17 protein-coding genes and 1 pseudogene are annotated in these 20,582 nt (G+C 62.8%); 7 read left to right on the forward strand and 11 right to left on the reverse strand.

Annotated elements, in window-relative coordinates; translation table 11 throughout:
• The first annotated feature begins 39 nt into the window (after positions 1–39).
• From selD to AC1PZ7_RS04480, 3 genes are all read left to right on the forward strand, one after another.
• Complete coding sequence (gene selD / locus AC1PZ7_RS04470) at positions 40–1,101, forward strand: selenide, water dikinase SelD (protein WP_482358308.1); 1,062 nt, start codon at positions 40–42, stop codon at positions 1,099–1,101.
• 182 nt (positions 1,102–1,283) lie between these two features.
• A complete protein-coding gene (locus AC1PZ7_RS04475) occupies positions 1,284–2,591 on the forward strand; it encodes a nickel-dependent lactate racemase family protein (protein WP_482358309.1) in 1,308 nt (435 codons plus the stop codon).
• Between the two features lie 26 nt (positions 2,592–2,617).
• Complete coding sequence (locus tag AC1PZ7_RS04480) at positions 2,618–2,983, forward strand: hypothetical protein (protein ID WP_482358310.1); 366 nt, start codon at positions 2,618–2,620, stop codon at positions 2,981–2,983.
• 440 nt (positions 2,984–3,423) lie between these two features.
• On the opposite strand, the gene AC1PZ7_RS04485 is transcribed toward AC1PZ7_RS04480, so the two are convergent.
• The 4 genes and pseudogenes from AC1PZ7_RS04485 to AC1PZ7_RS04500 form a co-directional block, all read right to left on the reverse strand.
• The gene (locus AC1PZ7_RS04485) at positions 3,424–5,190 is read right to left on the reverse strand and encodes an oleate hydratase (RefSeq protein WP_482358311.1); all 1,767 of its coding nucleotides are present in this window, start codon (positions 5,188–5,190) and stop codon (positions 3,424–3,426) included.
• Positions 5,191–5,549: 359 nt separating this feature from the next.
• A pseudogene (locus tag AC1PZ7_RS04490) lies at positions 5,550–6,065 on the reverse strand (integrase core domain-containing protein); the annotation flags it as partial.
• Positions 6,066–6,126: 61 nt separating this feature from the next.
• The gene (locus AC1PZ7_RS04495) at positions 6,127–6,420 is read right to left on the reverse strand and encodes a helix-turn-helix domain-containing protein (protein ID WP_482358312.1); all 294 of its coding nucleotides are present in this window, start codon (positions 6,418–6,420) and stop codon (positions 6,127–6,129) included.
• Positions 6,404–6,910 carry a hypothetical protein gene (locus AC1PZ7_RS04500; RefSeq protein ID WP_482358313.1) on the reverse strand — a complete coding sequence of 169 codons (507 nt, stop codon included), beginning with the start codon at positions 6,908–6,910 and terminating at the stop codon, positions 6,404–6,406. Before AC1PZ7_RS04500 ends, AC1PZ7_RS04495 begins: the two co-directional genes overlap by 17 nt.
• A 98-nt stretch (positions 6,911–7,008) precedes the next feature.
• Between AC1PZ7_RS04500 and AC1PZ7_RS04505 the strand changes: the two genes are divergently transcribed.
• Positions 7,009–8,334: an IS701 family transposase gene (locus tag AC1PZ7_RS04505; protein ID WP_482358314.1), complete on the forward strand. Its 1,326-nt coding sequence runs from the start codon at positions 7,009–7,011 to the stop codon at positions 8,332–8,334.
• A 142-nt stretch (positions 8,335–8,476) separates the two neighbouring features.
• Here AC1PZ7_RS04505 and AC1PZ7_RS04510 read toward each other — a convergent pair whose 3' ends face one another.
• From AC1PZ7_RS04510 to AC1PZ7_RS04540, 7 genes are read right to left on the reverse strand one after another with little or no spacing between them, the layout of a single operon-like run.
• A complete protein-coding gene (locus AC1PZ7_RS04510; protein ID WP_482358315.1) occupies positions 8,477–10,801 on the reverse strand; it encodes a N,N-dimethylformamidase beta subunit family domain-containing protein in 2,325 nt (774 codons plus the stop codon).
• Positions 10,794–11,192, reverse strand: coding sequence for a N,N-dimethylformamidase alpha subunit family protein (locus tag AC1PZ7_RS04515; protein ID WP_482358316.1), 399 nt, complete (start codon positions 11,190–11,192; stop codon positions 10,794–10,796). The genes AC1PZ7_RS04510 and AC1PZ7_RS04515 overlap by 8 nt, the downstream gene beginning before the upstream one ends.
• Positions 11,193–11,194: 2 nt before the next feature.
• Entirely contained in the window at positions 11,195–12,847 is a 1,653-nt protein-coding gene (locus AC1PZ7_RS04520; RefSeq protein WP_482358317.1) for a branched-chain amino acid ABC transporter permease, read from the reverse strand.
• Positions 12,844–13,725 carry a branched-chain amino acid ABC transporter permease gene (locus tag AC1PZ7_RS04525; protein WP_482358318.1) on the reverse strand — a complete coding sequence of 294 codons (882 nt, stop codon included), beginning with the start codon at positions 13,723–13,725 and terminating at the stop codon, positions 12,844–12,846. The genes AC1PZ7_RS04520 and AC1PZ7_RS04525 overlap by 4 nt, the downstream gene beginning before the upstream one ends.
• 13 nt (positions 13,726–13,738) lie before the next feature.
• Entirely contained in the window at positions 13,739–14,440 is a 702-nt protein-coding gene (locus AC1PZ7_RS04530; protein ID WP_482358319.1) for an ABC transporter ATP-binding protein, read from the reverse strand.
• A gap of 18 nt (positions 14,441–14,458) precedes the next feature.
• Positions 14,459–15,187, reverse strand: coding sequence for an ABC transporter ATP-binding protein (locus AC1PZ7_RS04535; RefSeq protein ID WP_482358320.1), 729 nt, complete (start codon positions 15,185–15,187; stop codon positions 14,459–14,461).
• A 2-nt stretch (positions 15,188–15,189) separates the two neighbouring features.
• Positions 15,190–16,527 carry an ABC transporter substrate-binding protein gene (locus AC1PZ7_RS04540; protein ID WP_482358321.1) on the reverse strand — a complete coding sequence of 446 codons (1,338 nt, stop codon included), beginning with the start codon at positions 16,525–16,527 and terminating at the stop codon, positions 15,190–15,192.
• A gap of 409 nt (positions 16,528–16,936) precedes the next feature.
• On the opposite strand from AC1PZ7_RS04540, the gene AC1PZ7_RS04545 reads away from it, so the two are divergent.
• The 3 genes from AC1PZ7_RS04545 to AC1PZ7_RS04555 are packed head-to-tail and all read left to right on the forward strand — an operon-like array spanning position 16,937 to position 20,461.
• Complete coding sequence (locus AC1PZ7_RS04545) at positions 16,937–17,680, forward strand: response regulator (protein WP_482358322.1); 744 nt, start codon at positions 16,937–16,939, stop codon at positions 17,678–17,680.
• Complete coding sequence (locus AC1PZ7_RS04550; protein ID WP_482358323.1) at positions 17,677–19,236, forward strand: sensor histidine kinase; 1,560 nt, start codon at positions 17,677–17,679, stop codon at positions 19,234–19,236. The genes AC1PZ7_RS04545 and AC1PZ7_RS04550 overlap by 4 nt, the downstream gene beginning before the upstream one ends.
• A gap of 13 nt (positions 19,237–19,249) precedes the next feature.
• Positions 19,250–20,461 (forward strand): ABC transporter substrate-binding protein, encoded by a 1,212-nt coding sequence (locus AC1PZ7_RS04555; protein ID WP_482358324.1) that lies wholly within the window; start codon positions 19,250–19,252, stop codon positions 20,459–20,461.
• Positions 20,462–20,582: the final 121 nt, after the last annotated feature.

Raw genomic sequence — 20,582 nt, forward strand, 5'->3', positions numbered from 1 at the left:
GCCGGGGAGAAGTGAAGATCATCATCGAGGACCCATTCCATGCTCGACAAGCCCACGGAGGGTGCCCCCTTCCGCCTCACCAGCCTCGCCCATGGCGGCGGCTGCGGCTGCAAGCTCGCGCCGTCCGTGCTGCGCGAATTGCTGGGCGAGCAGCCGCCGGGCTCGCCCTTCGAGCGGCTGCTCGTCGGCACCGAGACCGGCGACGACGCGGCGGTCTGGCAGCTCGACGACGAGACCTGCCTCATCGCCACCACCGACTTCTTCATGCCGATGGTGGACGACCCCTACGAGTTCGGCCGCATCGCCGCCACCAACGCCATCTCCGACGTCTACGCCATGGGCGGCAAGCCGCTGCTGGCGCTGGCGATCCTCGGCATGCCGCTCGGCAAGTTGGAGCCGGCCATGGTGCGCGAGATCCTGAAAGGCGGCGTGGCGATCGCCCGCGAGGCTGGCATCCCTGTCGCGGGCGGGCATTCCATCGACGCTCCCGAGCCGATCTACGGCCTCGCCGTCATCGGCACGGCGCGCCCGGAGCATATCCGCAGGAACAGCACCACCCGGCCGGGCGACGCGCTGATCCTCACCAAGCCGCTCGGCGTCGGCATCTATTCCGCCGCCTTCAAGAAGGAGGCGCTCTCGCCCGCCGCCTATGCCGAGATGATCGGCGCGATGACGACGCTGAACCGCGTCGGCACGGAGCTCGGCCGGATGCCCGACGTGCACGCCGTGACCGACGTCACCGGCTTCGGCATTCTCGGCCACGGGCTGGAAGTGGCGCGCGGCGCGGGCGTGGCGCTGCAGATCGAGGCGGGCGCGCTGCCGCTGCTCGACGAGGCCGGCGCGCTGGCGCAGGCCGGCTTCATTACCGGCGCCTCGCACCGCAACTGGGCGAGCTATGGCGAGGGCGTGCGGCTGCCGGCGGATTTCCCAGACTGGCGCCGCCATCTGCTCACCGACCCGCAGACCGCGGGCGGCCTGCTGGTCGCGGTGGCGCCGGAAGCCGCCGCCCGCGTTCTGGCCACGATCCGCGCGGCGGGCTTCGGCAAGGCGGCGATCATCGGGCATGCCGGCGAAGGCGAACCGTCGGTGACGGTGGTCTAGGCCCGCCGCCGGCGCACGGTCCGGAGGATCGGCCCGGAGGATCGGCCCGGCGGGTTGATCCTGTGACTTGGCCTGCCGATGCGGCCGGTTTATGAGCCGGCGGCGCCGGGCTATCATGGCCCGGTCCCACCCGGCATCGCGGCCGCGTCCTCGTGTCCGGGACCCCTAGTCAAGGATCGACCATGCTCGATACGGCCCTCGAACTCGCCTTCGGTCGCGGCACCCTGCCGCTCACCCTTCCGCCGGGGGCGAAGCCGACCGTGCTGCGCAAGGCCGAGCTGCCGAAGCTGGCCGACAATGTCGCCGGCATCCGCCGCGCCTTCGAGCATCCGGTCGGCTCGCCGCCGCTCGGCGAGCTGGTGAAGGGGCGCGCGAGCGCCTGCATCCTCGTCTGCGACATCACCCGGCCGGTGCCGAACCGGCTTTTCCTGCGCCCGATGATCGAGACCATGATCAAAGGCGGCATCCCGGCCGAGGCCATCACCGTGCTGGTGGCGACGGGGCTGCACCGCCCGAACGAGGGCGAGGAGCTCGCCGAGCTGATCGGCGATCCGTGGGTGCTGGAGACGGTGCGCGTGGTGAATCACTTCGCCCGCGACGAGGAGGCCCATGTCGATCTCGGGCCGACGCCGACGCGCGGCACGCCGGTCCATATCGACCGGCGCTTCGTCGAGGCCGATCTGCGCATCGCCACCGGGCTGGTGGAGCCGCATTTCATGGCCGGCTGGTCGGGCGGGCGAAAGGTGGTGGCGCCGGGCGTCGCCGGCCACCAGACCATCCGCACCTTCCATTCCGCCCGCTTCATGGAGGACCCGCTCGCGGTGCAGTGCAACCTCGTCGGCAACCCGCTGCACGAGGAGCAATTGGAGATCGTGCGCAAGGTCGGCGAGATCTACGCGCTGAACACCGTGCTGGACGAAGAGCGCGACCTCGTCTTCGTGTCCTTCGGCGAGATCATCGCCAGCCATCTCGCCGCCGTCGACTTCGTCGAGGAGGCCACCGTCATCGAGGTGCCGCGCCGCTTCCACACGGTGGTGACCTCCTCGGCCGGCTATCCGCTCGACAAGACCTACTACCAGACGGTGAAGGGCATGGTGACACCGCTCGACATCCTCGAACCCGGCGGCACGCTGATCATCGCCTCGGAATGCTCGGAGGGCTTCGGCAGCGAGGAATTCCGCGCCGCGCAGGCGCGCCTCGTCGAGCTCGGCCCGGAGCGGTTTCTCGCCACGCTGACCGCCAAGACGCTGGCCGATGTCGACGAGTGGCAGACCGAGATGCAGCTCAAGCCCATGCGGGTCGGGCGCATCCAGCTCTACACCACCGGCCTCACGCAGGAGGAGCGCCGCATCACGGCGGTGGAGATCGTGCCCTCGCTCGACGAGGCGATCGCGCAGAGCCTGGCGCGCTCCGGCGACGCCGCGCTCGCCATCGTGCCCGAGGGGCCCTATGTGATTCCCGTCTTCCGGCAGCGGCAGGCGGCGGCGTGACATCCGGCGGCGTGACATCCGGCGGCGTGAGACGCATCCATCTCGACGCGGTGGGCGGCGTCGCCGGCGACATGTTCGTGGCGGCGCTGCTCGATGCCTTCCCGGAGCTGCGTACCCGCGTGCTGGCCGATGCCCGCGCCGTGCTGCCCGAGGGACTGGGCGCACCCTTCCTCGACGAGGGGATGAGCGGCGGGGTGCGGGCGCTGTGCTTCGGGCTGGCGGGCGCTGCGCACGCGGATGCGCATGCCGGGGCTCAGGCTCATTCACCTGTCGAGCGGTCACATGACGAGCGGCCACTTGCCGAGCGGTCGGGCGGCGAGGCCGCTTCGCTTCACGCCCGGCTCCCTTCCTCCCTCATGGCCGGGCTGGTTTTGACCGAGACAGACACTTAATAACAGTGGAGATTTGAAGTCTGCCCCCGCAACCACTTCCAGCACGAATCGCTCGTCGTGGCGATTTAAGACCATACAGGCCGCCCTTCGGGGCGACCTGTGCCATTTAGGCTCACGCTTTCAGAGCGGAGCGGCGACCGTGCCCCCCATGACCTTACGAGTTCGAATCGCCCCCGCTCCGCCACGGACGGAAGGCTGCACTTTGCGGCCGGTCGAGCAGAAGATGTAGCATCGACATAATTGGCATGCGCGCCGGCGTGGCATGATCGACCGCCATATGCTGTAGATCTGGCCTCGCCCGCGCTGGATGGAAGGCGTCTCGCCTTCCATCCCATGCTGATGATGTCCATGCTCGTCGGCGGCTCCAGCGTAGGGTTCGCCTCCGATCGTTGTCGGCCATCTTCACCTTCCACAGCGCAAGCAAGCTCGTTGACCGTCCGTTATTCCGCGATCAGGTTAAACTCTTTGAGAAGTTCGGCGATCTCAGTCCCTTCGAGCTTCTTCATCAACAGTTTGCGCAGGAAGGCTGGCCCGGGAATTCCGATCCCCTTCCCGTCTCTCAGCGGTTCGATCGCGGCAAGCAGCGTGCGGATGTCATAGGTCGAATTGAACACCTCGGGCACGCCACGCTCGACATTAAGCAGTGTGTAGACCGCCTCCATCGGCGTGCGGACGGAATATTCCGTTGTGAAGATGCAGTCGCGCTGCTTCGACTCGGAGAACTGGCCGATGAAGGCGAAGTTGACCGCACCCTCAGGGACCACATCCGGCCGGTCGCCAGCTTGGCGCGGCATGAAGAAGGCGGTGATATAGGGCATCATTACTGGAACCGTTCGGGCTCCCGTCGCGGCGAGTTCGGTAATGTCCTCGGTTGGCACTCCCATATGATAAAGCCATTCCCGGGTGATTTCCTCGCCGGTGCAGTCCTGCATCGGCTTCTTCACATAGTCGCCTGGCCTGTCCACAAAGAGCGCGTAGAGCCAGCCCACAATCTGGTCCTTCGGCTGCTTTTTGAAGTGCGGTTGCCGGCTTACGGTCCAGCTCAACAACCAACTCGAATCCTTCACCGTGACGATGCCAGCCGTCACCACCTTGCCGCGGAACGGATCGCGCTTGGCGATCTTGCGGATATACTCCGGAATGCGCTCGTCCAGCGTGGTGATCGTCGCCGACGCCCATTTGGTTTCTGGGATGTGCGCGCCGAACGTATCGGGGCGCCCAAAGGCGGGGTTCTTGGCCGCGATACGGCGCCATAGATCCCAGGCCGGCGCCGGCCCCTCCTTCAGCTTGGCTGGGGTGTGATGATCGCCATTGTCCGAATTCTCGGTCAGCGAACCGATGGTGATGAAGACGAGATCGTCGGGGCCGAGATCTACACCGCCTTCTACGCCGTTCTCGATCCAGCGAATTCGTGTCGCCTGTTTGCGGTCGGCCTGGATCTCGAAATCGACATCGGTGACCTCGACGCCGTAGCGGAACTGGACACCATGACCCTGCAACCACTTCACCAGCGGCAGGACCATCGATTCATACTGGTTGTAGCGATTGAACTTGAGGGACGAAAAGTCCGAAAGGCTTCCGATATGATGGATAAAGCGGTGGAGATAGAGTTTCATTTCCAGTGCGGAATGCCACTCCTCAAAGGCAAACATGGTCCGCCAGTAAAGCCAGAAATTGCTCTTGAGAAAATCTTCGCTAAAAACTTCGTTGATGCGCTTATTTTCCATCTCCTCCCGCGTCGCGAGAAAGACGGAGAGCAGGTTCTTCTGTGCCTTGTCGTTCAGCGTCAGCAGGGCCTTGTCCGGCACGTCCTGCCCGCGGTTCTGCGTCACGCGCTGCAGCGAAAAGTTCGGATCGTCCTTGTCGAGCCGATAGAATTCATCGAGGACGCTCGCGTCTTCGATCTCCAGTGACGGGATCGAACGATAGAGGTCCCAGAGGCACTCGAAATGTTCCTCCATCTCGCGCCCGCCGCGGATGACGAACCCCTTTTCGGGCACATCAAGACCGTCGAGAGCTCCACCCGGTATTTTCAACTCCTCGAGTATGTTGATGCGCTCACCCGCAACACCACCATCCCGGATGAGGAAAGCTGCGCCAGCAAGTCCGGCGAGACCAGAGCCGACGAACCACGCCGTCTTCTTGTCCGCACCCTCGGGTTTACGGGGGCGGACGAAAGCTTCATAGTTTCCGCGGATATAGCGCATAGAAAATTCCTTCTTCTTAGATTTATTAGGCGTTAATCGGCAGTTTTTTAGGTGTAGAAGCTTTCGCCAGACGCGACGCCAAGTTTGCATGCCGCAGATTATGCACCAACCTCAGGGGCAATCATCGGATGTCTTCGATCCGGCGATGACGGCTCGCAGGAACATGGTGAGGGTCGCAGCAATTGGTGCCGGGCAGCTAACGCTCTCCTGCATTACCAGTCCATTCATCAGTGCAGCGAACCCTATCGCGATTTGTTCCGCCTGAGACCCTTTTCTCCTCCGGCTTAGGAGAGAGCCCGAGGGTTGGTTGATCCGAGACCATTTTCTGGATCGCCGGAAGCTGGAGTTTCCGGCCTTCTTCACGGCGGTGGGCTGGTTACGCCGCCGGGGTTCTGTAGCGAGATCGGGGGCTTGTGGCCGATGGCCCCGTGCGGCCGATCCTCGTTGTAGTATCTGAGCCAAGCCTCCATCTTTTCGGCCGCATCCGCAAGCGTCAGGAACCAGTGCGTGTTCAGGCACTCACTGCGGAAGCGGCCGTTGAACGCCTCGATGAAGGCATTGTCGGTGGGCTTGCCTGGCCGCGAGAAGTCGAGCGTGACGCCCTTGGCATAGGCCCACAGATCGAGATCGCGGCTGACGAACTCGGAGCCCTGATCGACCCGGATCGTCTTAGGATAGCCCAGTTTCGCGCAGACCCTTTCGAGCGTGGCGACGACGTTCTCGGCCCGGTAGGCGAAGCGGGGATCGACCGTCGGCGAGAAGCGCGAGAAGGTGTCGACCACCGTCAGCACCCGGATCTTGCGACCTGTGGCTAGCTGGTCGTGGACGAAATCCATCGCCCAGACATCGTTCGGCCGGGTGGCAAGTGCCCGGTCGATGGCGATCCAATCACCGCCGATAGCCGCACGACGTCACCTGCGGCACTCCGGGTTATTGCTAGCGCGTGGCGTCGGTCCCAGGCCTTGGCTCAGACCGGTTGCTCGGCCATGAAGCGCGCGCGGTGTCCGATGGACTGATTCCCTGCCTCTGGCGAAAGTGGTGACGGAGCCCGTAGGCGCTGCCCAGCCCGACTGCGGTCGCCACGTCATCCAGGCTTCCATCGCCCTCCCGGAGCAAGGTTTTTGCGGCTTCCAAGCGCTCGGAAGTGAGCCATTCGCCGGGAGGAGCGCCCGCTGCCTCTACGAAGCGGCGAAGGAGGGATTGGGCCCGGCCTTCAGCTTCCCCTCCCATCGAAGCAATAGGGCGCGTGGTCTGAGTTGACGATGTCGATGGTTCCGTCTTCGATGCCGCGCCACAGCGCGGCCTGCGCCGTGGTGTCACGCGGCGGAGGGCTGCACATCGCCTTCGCTCCCAGCATGTCCGGCTGATCGAGGTCCTGCTCGGTCAACAGGAGATATTGCGGACAGGTCTCGGCCAGAACGGTGTGACCGCGCGCCCGGGCGCGGCGGATTTCCTCGAGCCGATCTCCGCCGCTGACATGGACGATGACGAGGGGAACGCCAGCGATCTCCGCCAGCGTCACGGCTCTGTGCGTCGCTTCCCGCTCCACCGGCAGCGGACGGGACTGGGCGTGGGCGACCGGCCTCGTGCGCCCCGACCGTTCCAGCCGGTCCGCGAGCCAGCCGATGATCTCGTGATTTCCAGCATGGATGAGCATGATCGCCTTCTCCTGCCGCGCGATCTCGAATACGTCGAGAATTTGCCAGTCGCTGAGCAGCATCGCCTCATAGCACTACTTTGGCATATTTTTGATATTTGGATCCCCGCTGGGATTCCCCTGGGGCGGTTTGCGTGATTCATGGGCGGTCGGCTTATGGAGTGCCGACCATGAACGAAAGCTGGAAAGCGGATCTGGAAGAATGGCTGGCGCCGTTCCTCAGCGCTCTGGGTCATAAGGTCCGGGCGCGGCTGTGTCCCTTGTATGTGGCGGGGCTGATCGGTCCGGGAGATCGCAAAAGCATCCAGCCCATGGCAGCGCGTGAATGCGGCGTCGGGTACGACCAGTTGCATCACTTCGTGGCAGCCGGGACCTGGGATCAGGCGCCACTGGCGGATGTTCTGCTGAAGGAGGCCGATCGCATAGTGGGCGGCCCGTCCGCTTTCTTGATCATCGATGACACGGCGCTGCCCAAGAAGGGCAAGCATTCGGTGGGCGTCGCCCCGCAATACGCGACTACGCTCGGCAAGAACGCCAACTGCCAGACGCTCGTCTCCATCACGCTGGCACGCGACGAGGTTCCGGCCATGGTGGGCCTGCGCCTGTTTCTGCCGGAGAGCTGGACAAGCGACCCTGACCGCATGATCCGGGCGCGTGTGCCGGATGCCAATCGGTCCTACAGGACCAAGCCCGAGATCGCTCTGGAAGAGATCGACCGCATCCGGGCGGCGGGCGTGCGCTTCGGCTGCGTGCTGGCCGATGCCGGCTATGGTCTGAGCGCCCCGTTCCGCCAGGGCCTGAGTGCGCGTGGCCTCACCTGGGCGGTGGGTGTGGGCGGGCGCAAGAAGGTCTATCCCGCCGGCGTGGCCCTGACCTTCCCAGCGGCGGCGCGCGGCAGGCCGCGCAAGAACCCCGTGCCCGACGTGACCTCGCTTTCGGCGGAGAAGACGCTGGCGAGCGCCCCCTGGCGCACGCTGAGCTGGAGGCGGGGGACCAAGGGCCCGCTCAAGGCCCGCTTTGCCGCGGTGCGGATCCGGGTGGCCGATGGGCCGCCCCAGAGGATCGGCGCCATGGGACAGCAGCATCTGCCGGGGGAAGACGCCTGGCTCATTGGCGAGCACCGGTCCACTGGCGAGCGGAAATACTATCTCTCCAACCTTCCCGCCGATACGCCTCTCAAGCGCCTGGCGGGCGCGGTGAAGGCGCGGTGGGCCTGCGAGCAGGCGCATCAGCAGCTGAAGGAGGAACTTGGGCTCGACCACTTCGAGGGCCGATCCTGGGGCGGCCTGCACAGGCACGCCTTGATGACGATGATCGCCTACGCCTTCCTGCAGAACCGCCGCCTGCGTCAGGCGAGCGGGGGGAAAAAGGACCTCCGGCCCCCCGCCGCAGCCCAGCCTGCCGGCGATCCGCCAGGCCATCCTCGATCAGATCTTCAAGCCCGAGACACTCAGATGTCCACACTGCAGGGCGCGCTTCAGGCGTAAACTGCCAAAGTAGTGCTAGGTCATGTAGACTTTGATGCTCGTATGCCCGCGGCGGATCAGCGCCGGCAGTTCCTGCCCAAGAACGGCGGGCGTCGGGTCGCTGACGATCAGCTGAAAAGCGTAGTCGCCACCCGATGCTACGTCAACGCCACTGCTTCTCCTCCAATGTCCAGCGCTGGCCGGGCAAAGCACCATCCTTGACGAAAGCGTCGACCACGTTTCGAAGCACCTTGGAGGCCGTGCCTTCATAGCCCTTCGACGGCAGCGCTTGCCCGAATGCAATCGATCCGGAACTGAAGACGGCACCGTTGTTCGAACTCGTATAGAAAATCATGTCAGCGCGAATGCGATAGTCAAGGGTCCCAACCATACCGGCATAAGCATAGAGAATCTCCTCCGTAGCCAGAACGTAATTGTCCGTGTGGCCACCCGACGAGGCGATAATCTTCGTGTGCGGCGGCGTTCCGAGCGACAGATCGTAGCGATCGACTTCAATGCCTGCGGCGCCTCCGTAAGCCAAGCCTTGATCGCCAATCAGATCACCCTCAACACCCTGCGTGATCCAAGAAACCGTACGGTGCCAGGAATCGGGCATGCGGCGGAACGGCGCGCAGGTCTCGAAGCCCTCGGCGATCATGCCCACGCCGACGAGCTTCTGCGGCGCACGTCCACGATTGCGCCAGAGTCCGCTCTTCTCACCGGTGGTCTGCAGATAGTGCTCGCCGGCCTTGGCAGCCCAGGCGCGCATACCGCTGTCGAGTTTGCGCACCTCCATGACCGCGTTCTCTTCCGGGTCGAAATTTACACACCAATAATAGCCGTTTCCGCCCATGTAGATCAGGCGCCCGCCCTGCGCGACGAAGTCCTCCTGAGCATCAAGCATCCGCTCCGACACGTATTCGGGATGGGTGCCCGTCATCACACATTTATACGGAGCGATAGCGTCGACGCCTTCACGATGCAGGTCCAAATCGGAGATGAAATCGCACTCATATTCGAAATGCTCCAGCCAGGCGACGATCGAAAGATCGGCGGGGAATTGCCACGGAACGCCCATCCACGAATTGCGAAACTTGGGCCGCATGTTAATGAGCGGACGCTTGAAGGAACTGAAGCAGACGCCCGCGCCATCCTCAAAACTATTGTAGGTGGAAAGCCCGTATTCACGGTGCTCGTAGGTCTCGATCTCGACATCGGAGATGATGGGCGGCTGGCCGGTCATCGGCTGCACGATCTGCGCGTCGAAGGCGAGGGTTTCATTTCCGTAAGCTAGATAACTGGCCAACGGCACGAGGAAGCACAGCTTCGCGGTTGGCTTCGCGGGGCGGACGATGAAGACGATGTATTCCTCGGCGATGCCCTTGCCCGGCCCCACGCGGAGACGGATGGCGTAGGCGCCACTCTTCAGTTCGACCGGGATCTCCATGCTGCGGGTCGCCGCCCAAGCGCAATCCGTGATCGCATCCGGATGGAACTCGATGCCGCCGAATTCCTGCGGCGCGAGGCGGAAGCAATCGTTCTTGCCGTTCCAGTTCCAGCCGGTCATGCCGCGCACGGGATGGTTGACGCCGCGCGTCTTCAGCCTGAAGGGGCCGCTTTCCACCACCTCGTGGCCGATGCCATGCTCGGTATAGCCGGCAGCGGTGTCCCAGTAAGCGACGAGGCCGTCTCTCGGCGGAAGCTGCCCGGCTTTCACGCTATCGAATTCCTGGCGCGACAAGAAGCGGCCGGCGACGAAGGGGCGATCGATCTTGCCCGCATAGAGATCCGAGACGAAGTCCCCGCGCAGCACGTGGCGGTCCCGAGCACCGCCGATCAGGAACGGAATGTCGTCCCGGTTATGCTGTCGGAATCGAAGCCGCGTCCGGACGTGGGAAGCATAGTCGTAGGGGACGGTGGGACCGACCAGTGAATTGTAACGATTGAGCGCGCTCTCCTGGTAGAGCGTCGCCTCGCCCGTTTGCGCGTCATAGCTTACGCCGACAAGATACCAAGCATGGCGAATGAGCGGCATCTCGGCGGTGATGTAGTCGACCTCCTTGCCGTCGCCGACCCAGAATTGCAGGTAGCCGTCCGGCGTGATGCCGAAGCCGAAGCCTTCGTTGGTCAGGGTATCCCAGCGCCCCATGATGGTCTGCCGCATGCCCTTCTTGGGCATGGACGGCCAGATGAACGCAGCCATGGAGAGGGAGCCGTCGAGCTTCAGCCGGCGGTCGGGATCCTGAACCGCCAGGAAATTGCCCAGCTGCGTGAACTGCTTTTTCACGGCCCACGATCCGTTGACCGGGTGCTCGATCTCCTGCTCGATATAGCCGGGGCCGTCCTCCCGGTTATCGTCGCCATGGATCAACCGAACAAGCTGGGCTTCGGCCGTGCTGGCTCCATCGCAGTTCACATAGAACCGGATACACTCTCCCTGCTTTACTGAAAACTGATCCGCGTATCCGAATATCTTGGTCTCAGCCATCGCTCTTTTCCATAAGGTCGCTGATCTTCCGCAGGAAAATTCCGTGGAAACCTGCCGATGTACTAGTATAGTCGGCGCCGTCGAGGTCGACAGCGCGCTGGCCCGGCCGCGGGAGATTGGTGATCCGGTATCGGCCCTCGGGCGTCAGCCGCAACGCGTACTGCTCCTCGATGGGCAGGTTTTTGAAGTAGAATAGCAGGCGCCCGAGAGGTTCGCTGCGGTGCTGCGCGTTCGGTCGGCGGCGATGCTCCTCTATAAGCGCGTCGTTGATGACGGTGCGCAGGTACTCTCTCGTTTTTGCATCGAAATAAGCCCGGATTCGTCTCCCACCATCACGCGGCGAGGCGATCTCTTTTTCGACGTCGTCTTGCTCCACGCTGGACTTTCTCACGATCAGCTCTCCATGACGTCATGGATGCGGCGCACGAAGATCGCGTGGTACCCCTCGCCTATGGAATCATATTCCCGGTCTTCGACCACCCGGGGCGAGACACCTCGCTCGCCAGAAAAGGCAATGATCTTATAGCGGCCACTCACTGCATTGCGATGCAGGGCGTACTTGTCGTCCATCGGCGCCCGCCGGAAGTACATGAGAAGTCGTTCCAGAGCGGCGCTGTGCTGGCCCAGCGGCTGCCGGCGATGCTCCTCGACGATCTCGGGGCAAATGAGAGTCTTCACGTAATCCCGCTGCATCTTGTCGAAGCGCTTGAAGTACAGAACGTCCTTGTTGTCCTGTTCGGTCGCCTCCTCGGGCAGCGCCTCACCGCCCTTCTCGGCGCGCATGGAGCGCCACTCGCCGCGCTTCTTGTCGCGCCAGGCGTTGAACTGCTTCTTGATGCCGAAATAGCCGTTGTTCAGGAAGAGCACGACAGCAAGCATGATCATACCGATCAGGAACATGCGCATCGGACCGAGCCCAATCAGAACCTTGTCGAGGAAGATCACGACGAGCGTGCCGAGTATGGCCCCCTCCGCCTTGCCGATGCCGCCGATCGTCACCATCGCCAACCCGAGCAGCACCGTGTCGAAGCTGAAGATCGAAAAAGCGGTGCCGCCGTAGAGCGCGGCGTAGAATCCGCCAATGAACCCAAGCGCTGCCGAGGTCAGGACGAAGATTGTCATGCGCGCTCGGCGGTAGTCGACGCCGCAGGCTGCCGCAAACGCCTCGCGCTTTTCCGGCGCCATGCGCAGGACGCGGCCAAGGCGCTTGCCGTTTATGAAGCGGAAGAGGAACAGCGCGGCAATCAGCAGCAGGAAGGCACTGTAATAGGAAAGAAGCGACTGGGCCTCCGGGGACCAGCCTTTCGGCAGGAACGTGTCAGCGCCGTACAGGCCGCCGGAGGCGGAACCGAACTGTTTCGACGTGGTGAAGAAGACCCGGCAGAGTTCGTTCAACCCAAGCGTCAGCAGAGCGTAATAGAAGCCATCGAGCCGGAGTGCGGGAAAGGCGATGACGCCGCCCATGACAAGGCCGAGCGCGCCGCCTATCACTGGCAGCGTGTACCAGGGCAACCCCAGCTGTATAGACATGTAGGTGGTAACGAAGGCCGAGACGCCGACCACGGCATAGGTCGCCAGCGAGAAGATACTCGCCGAGCCGATGATCAGCGTCCAGCAGACATTGATGGCGGCGAAGACGCCGAAGATCGTGCCCGCCGACAGCATTGTATTGTACATCGACGCCGGGAAGAGCAGGGGTCCCAGAGCGAGCAACAGCAGGGACAGCGCCCAGTAGATCGGCCGTCGATCGAGGATCTCCTTCTCGGCCGCGAGCGTCTTTCGGTTGTAGACTCCGCGAATGTTGAGCAGCGTCCGGCGCGTCGGCCACCAGCGCCAGCGGGTCCACAGTTTCTGCCCGTGATTGGGCCAGATGACATAGTGCTTCAGTCGGCCGACCTTGTAGGTTTTCGCCTTGAAGCGGATGTTTGCCTCCCAGACATCGCCAGCATCGGGAGGCTGGACCGAGGTCAGCTCCGTGGTTTCAGCGCCCCAGGGGGCCAGGGGATTGCGCCAGACGATAGGGGGCAGGGCTTGGGGTTCCGTCATTGTTCGCGGGCCTTGTCGAGCAGTCCGGATATGCCACGTGGCCGGACGATCAGGATCATGATGATGACCAGGAACTGGGTGATGAGCACATACTGACCGCCGAGATAGCGGGAGGTCGTGGCTTCGGTGGCGCCGAGGATGAAGGCCGCGATCACCGCGCCCTGCACCGAGCCGAGCCCCCCGCACAGCGCGATGGACACGCCCTTAATGAGAGGCGTCAGACCGCTGAAGGGGGCGATGTAATAGGTCTGCGACAGAAGCACCGACGCCAGCCCGGCCATGGCGCCGGTCAACGCCATCACATAGATGCCGGTTGACCGTATTCCAATACCTACGATGGAAGCCGCGTGCGGGTTCATCATCATCGCCCGGATCTCAAGCCCGCGACGGCTGCCTTTCATCCAGGCGACGACGAAAGCGAGCATGAGGAGTGAGCAGATGACGATGCCGATCTTGTCTGACGTCAGGATGGTCGCGCCGATGGATATTTGCCACGTGCCGAACAGCTCCGGCAGGGATTTCGCGCGTGGGCCGAATTGCATCAGGAGCGCCTGCGAGCCGATGAGGCTGATCGCCAGAGTCCCGATCAAGCCGCGCGAGGTGAAATTCGGCTTGTCATGGAGCGGAATGAAGACAGCCAGGCAGATCAGGATCCCGCAGAGCGTTCCGCCGAGTATGCCAGCGGCCGCGATGACAGGCGGAAACTCGGAGATATGCTGGGCCGCCAGCCAGGCGCAGTAGCCCGCAAAGGAAAAGACGAAGCCGTAGCCAAGATTGATAAGACCGAGGCTTGACCAGGTGATCGAGACGGCGACCGCGATAAGCCCGTAGATGGCCGCGATCGTTACTGCATTCATCAAGATGAAGCTGATTTCCATTGTGAGGTACCGTTCAGCCAAGCCCGAGCGCGGTCGATGCCTCGCCCTTCAGTTTTCCGGCATGCATGCCGATGCAGCGATCGACCCGCCCTTCGAGCAGGGCGACGTTCTGCTCGGCGATGAACATGGCACTGTCCTTGAGGTCGATGGAGAAGAGCGCCTCCATAACTCTCTGGCCGATCTTCGGAGCCAGACCGAGTGAGGGCTCGTCGACCAGGTATAGCTTGGCGTCCGTCATGAGCCCGCGCCCGATCGAGACCATACGCCGCTCCCCGCCCGACAGGCGTCCGACTGGGGTCTTGGTTAGCTTGCGCAGGGGCTCAAAGAGATCGAGAATTCTTTCTTTGCGGGCCTTGCGGTCACGCCACGCCTCAGAGGTAAACGCCCCGGAATCGAGATGTTCCTCGACCGTGAGACCGGTGAAGATCTCATCGCCCTGCGGCATCAGGGCTAGCCCCCTGCGAACGATCTGGTGCGTATAACGCCCCGGCCCCTGGCTGCGCGTGCGTCCGATCTGCACGCCATTCAGCTCGATCGAGCCGCGCTGCCAGCCGGTCAGGCCGGCGATGGCATAGATAAGCGTCGTCTTTCCGTGGCCGTTGAGGCCGACGATTCCGAGCCGCTCGCCAGGTCGAATGACGAGGTCGAGATCGTGGATGACCCGGAGCGGGCCGTATCCGGCGGAGAGGCCGCTTATGTTGAGGACATCTTTCATGGCGTTCCCTCGGCACCCTCAGTGCGCTTCAAAATAGGCAGCGCGCACGGCCGGGCTGTCGATGATGTCGGCGAGCTTGCCCTCGGCGATGATCTCGCCGGCATCCATAACGATCACCCGGTCGGCGATGGAGGCGAGAAGCTCCATGCGGTGTTCGACGATCAGCACCGCTACTTCCATTTCTTTCGAGAGCATGCGGAGTATCTGGTCGATTTCGTCGATCTCGGCATTGATCAGGCCAGCAGCAGGCTCATCCATCAGAAGCACCTTCGGCCGCCGCATCAGGATGTTTGCCAGAAGAAGCTTGCGCCGCTCGAAGGTCTTGAGCTGCGTGTTCGGTTTGTCGTGGGAGGTGCGAAAATGGACGAGATCGGAGCCGTATTCGGCGTCGAAACGGGTCAGATAGGGCCTGTAGGCCTGCCGGGCCGCCTTGAACGTCTCGCCGACGGTCAGATCCTCGCAGACGATCGGGGTTTGGTAGGTCCGCCCGATACCCAGGCGGGCGCGCTCGAAGAGCGGCAGGCCGGAGATGTCTCGCCCACCATAGATCACGCGCCCGGTCTTCGGCCGGTATCGGCCCGAGAGGATCTCGAGTAGGCTCGTCTTGCCCGCCCCGTTCGGCCCGATGATGCCCAGCACTTCCCCGGGTTGCAGCTCGAGGCCGATATTGCGTAACACCTCTCGCCCGCCAAGGTCGAGCGAGAGGTGCTCCGCCGCGAAGATCGGCGCGTGGCGCGCGGACTCCATCGTCAGATCCACCACGGGGCGCGGCGGAGAGAGGATTCGGCGATCTGATTGGGCCAGACAACCTTGTGGGCGCCGTCCTGAACCTGAACGAAGAGCTGCGACATGCCCTTCTCGAGTTCAGTGGCCTGATTCCCGAACCCATTGTCAGGGAAGTGCAACGCCTCCTGAAGGTCATTACGCATGTCCATCAGGCCGCAGACGCCGCGATAGGGATTGTTTCGAATCCAGGCGACGTTGGCGGCGAAATCCTCCGGCTTGCCGGTCGCCTCCCAGGCGAGCTTGAGGTACTGGACGATGTCATAGCCGTTGCCGGTATAGACGAGGCCCATATTGCCCTCGAACTCTGAATACCGCGCCATGTACGCCTTGCGGAACGCTTGCCCGCGCGCGTCGCCATAGACGCCCAGCGTTGTCGCCCAGCAGAAGCCTTCCGTGGAACGCCCACCAAGTTCCAGGAATTCGGGCTGCGACGGACCATATTGGAGGTAGACGAGTGAATTCGGAACAGGGTCGGCGCGGAATTGCTTGCAGAAGGCCGCGTATTCGGCGGCAACCCAGTGGTCGATCATGATCGCGCCAGCATCGACTTCCTTCAGGCGGCGGATCACCGGGCTCCAGTCATTGACCGGATACTGGATGTCGGTCACTTCGGCGAGTTCGAAATCGTATTTCGGAATGGCCTCGCGCATCGCCCTCAGGATGGTCTGGTTGTAGCCGACCTGCTCCGCGACGACGTGGATCTTACGGTTCTTCGGCTTCCAGACGCCGGAACGCTCCATGGTGGTGAGCCAGAGCGGATAGGTCCAGCCGTAATTCACCTCGGCCGGACAGGTCTGCAGAACGTGACTGTATTTGACCGGGTCAGCCCGGTACGCTTCCGTGGGCAGGCGCTGCGCATTGCCGTTCAGATAGGGACACTTGTACTTCGCGGATTCGTCCAGCGCAGGAATGGGCGCGAAAAGGAAGGAGTTGGAGATCGCCATCACCTTCTTGTCGATGCAGGCGGCGATGGCCTGCCGGCAGCTCTCCGGCGAGAGCTTGTCGACGTCGGGGACGAACAGCTCGATTTCGCGACCCTGCACGCCGCCAGCGGCATTGATCTGCTCGACCGCAAGCTTGGTGCCGTTCAGGTGGTCGGTATCGTCGGCCACGCCGTAAGGCGTCGAGAGCGAGGATGGGACCCCCACCAGGATTTTGTCTGGCAGGCCGGTGGACAGAGCTGGAGCGCCAAGGCCGACCGCCGAGGCGCCGGCGAGGGCGATCTTCAAGGCATCGCGCCGCGAGACGGCCGAAAGGGCCATCGGCGACGCCGGCGAACCGATACTCCGCTTCTTCGTCATGAATCCCCTCCAGCCAGGCGTCCCGCGCCCGGTCATCTAGATCGATATTATCGATATGTCTATTTATGTTCGCAATCCGATAGATTCAGACTAGGCAATTCATCCTATAAGCGTCAATGATTTTTATCCGGCAATCTACGGGTTTTATATTATTAACAACCAATTCAAGAGCTAGTGCGACTAGACTGGTATGTCTATGATCAATAAAGAGGCAAATGCGGAAAATTTATCTCGGAAGGCTGGCGATGAATCGGGCATTCCTGCTAGAAGTGGCGAAGGAGCCGTTAACTGCCATGCTTGGAGCGGAAGGCGCCGTGCGAAGGCTGTGGCAGATGCCGCGCGCTGCCCCTGCTTCGGATGCAACAAGGGAGGGCACTCATTCGGGATATCGAAGAGTGCCAGATCATTTATGAACAAGTCCGCTTCGATGAAAATCGAACCCAACGACCCGAGCCAGGCCATCTCCATTCTGATCACCGACGATCACTGGGTGGTCCGGGAGTCCCTCAAGCATGTCGCGCGCGGACTCTGCGACGGTGAGATCGAGGAGGCTTCCAATCTGGACGAGGCGCTGGCGGCGCTGGCCCGGAACCCGTCGATCGGCCTGGTGCTGATCGACCTGGTCTTGCCGGACACGAAGGAGTTCGAAGGCCTGCAGGAACTGCGCAGCCGCTTCCCGTCCGTCCCCGTGGTCATCGTCTCGGTCCACGAGGATCCCGAGCATGTGCTCGAGGCGATCCGCCATGGCGTCGTGGGCTATATCCCGAAATCCTCTGGCGCGGTGCAGATCAAGCAGGCGCTCGGGCGGGTACTGGCGGGAGAGGTGAGTTTTCCTCGCGACATTCTCACGCGCGCGCATGTCGTCCCGGGACGGGAGAACCCTTCCACCGCCCCTATGCCTTCGTCTTCCGACGCGCGACCGGGTGTTGACGCCTTCCAGCACCTCACGCGACGCGAGACCGAAGTCCTCGTCGCGCTCGGTCGTGGCGAAGCCCTTCACAACATAGCCAACGCGCTGGAAATCAGCCGGCAGACTGTGCGCGTGCATCTCGGTAACGCCATGAAGAAGCTCGGCACTATGACACGCGAATCGGTAATCCGGCTGGCGGTGGAACGGGCGAGCGAACTGCAGAGGGTGCTGGAGACGAAATGAGCCCTTCGGATGAACTCGGCGCGCGGCAGGAAGCCCCCAGTGCGGATCAGGGGACGCGGCGGGCATGCGCTTTCTCCAGCCTGGGCTTCGGGATCGCGCTGTGGGGCTCCGATGGTGAGATAGTCGACGCCAATCCGGCCTTTCTGCGCCGTTTCGCCTTTTTGTTACCAAGGGAGCAGTGGCATGGCCAGTCCCAGCGGAACTTTCTAGATGCACTCAATTCCTCCGGGATGCTGGTGCACGCACAAGAGCCGCCCGAGGTCACCAACCGCTTGCCTCTCGCTGGCCGGACTCTCACTTTCACAGATGGCCAGGTCCTGAAGGTAGAGAGTTGGCCTATGCCGGAAGACGGCGTGGTGACCCTGTTCAGTGATATTTCCGAAGCTTGGCAATCGCAACAGGCCCTCGAGCGGGCGCGCGACAAGGCGGCGGCGGCGGATCAGAGCAAGTCACGTTTCCTGCGTGCCGCTAACCACGACCTGCGCCAGCCGCTCGCATCCCTGAAGCTGCTGATCTATTCCTGCATGGCTGCAGAATCGGAAAGGGAGCGCGCCGAAGCTCTCCACGCCATGGATGTCTCCGTTTCGATCATGGAGGACCTGCTCGGCGCGCTGCTCAATATCGGGCAGCTCGACGCCGGCAAGGTTGTCCCGCGCATCCAGACTTTTCAGCTTTCCACCGTACTGGAGCGGCTGCGCATCCAGTTCAGCCAGTTGGCGCGGGAGAAGGGTCTCGACCTGCGCATCCTGCCGTCTCGCGCTGCCGTCCAGAGCGACAGGGCCCTACTCGAGCGCATCCTGTCCAATTTCGTCGGCAATGCCATCAACTATACGGATGTGGGGCGCATTCTTGTGGGATGCCGGCGGCACGGTAGATTCCTGCGGATCGAGGTGCATGACACCGGCCGCGGCATTGCTCCCGAACACCAGGAGGCCATCTTCGAGGAGTTCTTCCGGGTGCCGGAGCGGCAGACCGCCCGCCACAATCTCGGGCTCGGCCTGAACATTTCCCGCCGCCTCGCAGAGGTTCTCGGGCACCGTATCACGCTCCGGTCCAGGCTCGGCAAGGGGGCAGTCTTCGCCCTCGATGTGCTGCTCGGAGACGTCTGGCATTCCTCGGTTGGCGAGGCGGAAATCAGCGAGCGGATCGGCGGAGAATTTACCGGTCTGAATTGTGTCGTCATCGAAGATGACATTCACTTGCGGAATGCGCTGACGGCGCTCCTGAAGCGGTGGGGCATAGGAACCCATATTCTCGATGCCTTCAACGACATAACGGCCTCAATCGCGGGGCTGCCCAGCCCGCCGGACATCATCATCACGGATCTTCGCCTGCGGGGCGGTGTGCTGGGAACAGACGTCGTTCATCAGATCAACGACCTTCTCGAACTCCCATGCCCCGCGATCGTCATTACGGCGGACACTGGGCCGGAACTGATCGACTCGATCCGCAATCAGGGGTTCCCGGTGTTGATCAAGCCCGTCAGCCCGCCAAGCCTTCGAGTCATCATGCACAATATTCTTTTCGAGCCAGAACTCGTGCCGGAACTTTCGTGAGTAACGCGCCGCCATGACGGACACCACAATCCCCATCGGCGGCATGGTACCGCTGACCGGCACCGCCGCGAGCGATGGTCGGGAGTTCAGCAACGGGATCATGCTCGCGTGCGAGGAAATAAACGGCCGTGGGGGCATACTCGGGCGCAGTCTCAGCCCGATCCTGATCGACACGGGCAACCAGACCGCCGCGGAGACCGTGCGAGCGGCGCGCCATCTGATCTCCAAGGGTGTGCATGCCATTTTCGCCGGCTACAACATCGGCGCGCAGAATTCGGAATACGAGCCCATCGCGGACGCTGGGATCATCTACATTCATCACAACACACTGCTGCAGCACCACGACACCGTCATGAGCGCCCCTCAGCGTTACTTCGGCTGTTTCATGGCTGATCCGGCCGAATACTGGTATGGTCAAGGCTTCATCAAATTTCTTTCTTGGCTGCGCGGCAGTGGGCAGTGGAAGCCCTCGAACAACCGCATAGCCATTGTCTCCGGGCCGAAGCCTTACAGCATCGTCATCGCCAACGCGATGATGCAGGTCGCAGAAGAGTTCGGCTGGAGCCCGGTCTCCCGTCCGAGAATCCTGCGGCGTCTACCGGCCGATTGGCGTCCCCTGTTGGAGGAAATCCGGAGCGAGGAGCCTGCAGTCCTCGCCATGACGCATTTTCATTCGGGCGATCTCGCCCGTTTCCAAATTCAGTTCATGAACGAACCGATACCGGCGCTGCTCTATCTGCAATATGGCGCCCTGCACCGCACATTTTCCGAACTCGTCGCCGAAAAGGGGCGCGGTGTGATCGTCGGAACTGTCATTGGCCTGTTGCGCGACGAGATGGGGTGGAACTTTTTCAGGCGCTACAAGGAACGCTTCGGGCAGGGTTCGACGCCTGAGATCGGTTGCCAGACCTATAATGCGCTCCACCATTATGCCATTGCCGCAGCTGTCGCTGGCGGCACTGCCGGTCCCGGCGCACATGAACGGAACCGGCGGATCGCTGCGATTTTGCTGTCTATGCCCTATCGCGGTGTGTCGGGCACCATCCGCTATCATCCCGATTGGCAGGCTGCCATGCCTTATCCGGACCTGACGCGCGACCCATCCCTGGGCCTGCCCCATCTGTTTTACCAGCTTCGGGGTCCGGACGACCCGCCCGCGCTCATCGCGCCGGAACCATTCGGCGATGCATCCTTCAAGTTGCCGCCGTGGTTTCAATCGCATTGAACTTGCGGTGGACTCGGCCTATCAACAAGTGCCGCTGGGTGGTCGGGGCAGCTTACGCGGGCACTGCAGCGACCCGAGGTCCCACCGCCTTGGCAACACCTTGAAACCGGGCTCCTTGTCG

Source organism: Ancylobacter sp. TW_SC_1, from assembly GCF_056836805.1.

Bases quoted from the DNA above. Each gene is read 5' to 3' on its own strand.
- AC1PZ7_RS04520 (WP_482358317.1), bottom strand. From the start codon at position 12,847: ATGACGGAACCCCAAGCCCTGCCCCCTATCGTCTGGCGCAATCCCCTG.
- AC1PZ7_RS04495 (WP_482358312.1), bottom strand. From the start codon at position 6,420: ATGGGAGGGGAAGCTGAAGGCCGGGCCCAATCCCTCCTTCGCCGCTTC.
- AC1PZ7_RS04550 (WP_482358323.1), top strand. From the start codon at position 17,677: ATGAGCCCTTCGGATGAACTCGGCGCGCGGCAGGAAGCCCCCAGTGCG.
- AC1PZ7_RS04540 (WP_482358321.1), bottom strand. From the start codon at position 16,527: ATGACGAAGAAGCGGAGTATCGGTTCGCCGGCGTCGCCGATGGCCCTT.
- AC1PZ7_RS04535 (WP_482358320.1), bottom strand. From the start codon at position 15,187: ATGGAGTCCGCGCGCCACGCGCCGATCTTCGCGGCGGAGCACCTCTCG.
- AC1PZ7_RS04510 (WP_482358315.1), bottom strand. From the start codon at position 10,801: ATGGCTGAGACCAAGATATTCGGATACGCGGATCAGTTTTCAGTAAAG.
- AC1PZ7_RS04485 (WP_482358311.1), bottom strand. From the start codon at position 5,190: ATGCGCTATATCCGCGGAAACTATGAAGCTTTCGTCCGCCCCCGTAAA.
- AC1PZ7_RS04475 (WP_482358309.1), top strand. From the start codon at position 1,284: ATGCTCGATACGGCCCTCGAACTCGCCTTCGGTCGCGGCACCCTGCCG.
- AC1PZ7_RS04530 (WP_482358319.1), bottom strand. From the start codon at position 14,440: ATGAAAGATGTCCTCAACATAAGCGGCCTCTCCGCCGGATACGGCCCG.
- AC1PZ7_RS04500 (WP_482358313.1), bottom strand. From the start codon at position 6,910: ATGCTGCTCAGCGACTGGCAAATTCTCGACGTATTCGAGATCGCGCGG.
- AC1PZ7_RS04555 (WP_482358324.1), top strand. From the start codon at position 19,250: ATGACGGACACCACAATCCCCATCGGCGGCATGGTACCGCTGACCGGC.
- selD (WP_482358308.1), top strand. From the start codon at position 40: ATGCTCGACAAGCCCACGGAGGGTGCCCCCTTCCGCCTCACCAGCCTC.
- AC1PZ7_RS04525 (WP_482358318.1), bottom strand. From the start codon at position 13,725: ATGGAAATCAGCTTCATCTTGATGAATGCAGTAACGATCGCGGCCATC.
- AC1PZ7_RS04545 (WP_482358322.1), top strand. From the start codon at position 16,937: ATGAACAAGTCCGCTTCGATGAAAATCGAACCCAACGACCCGAGCCAG.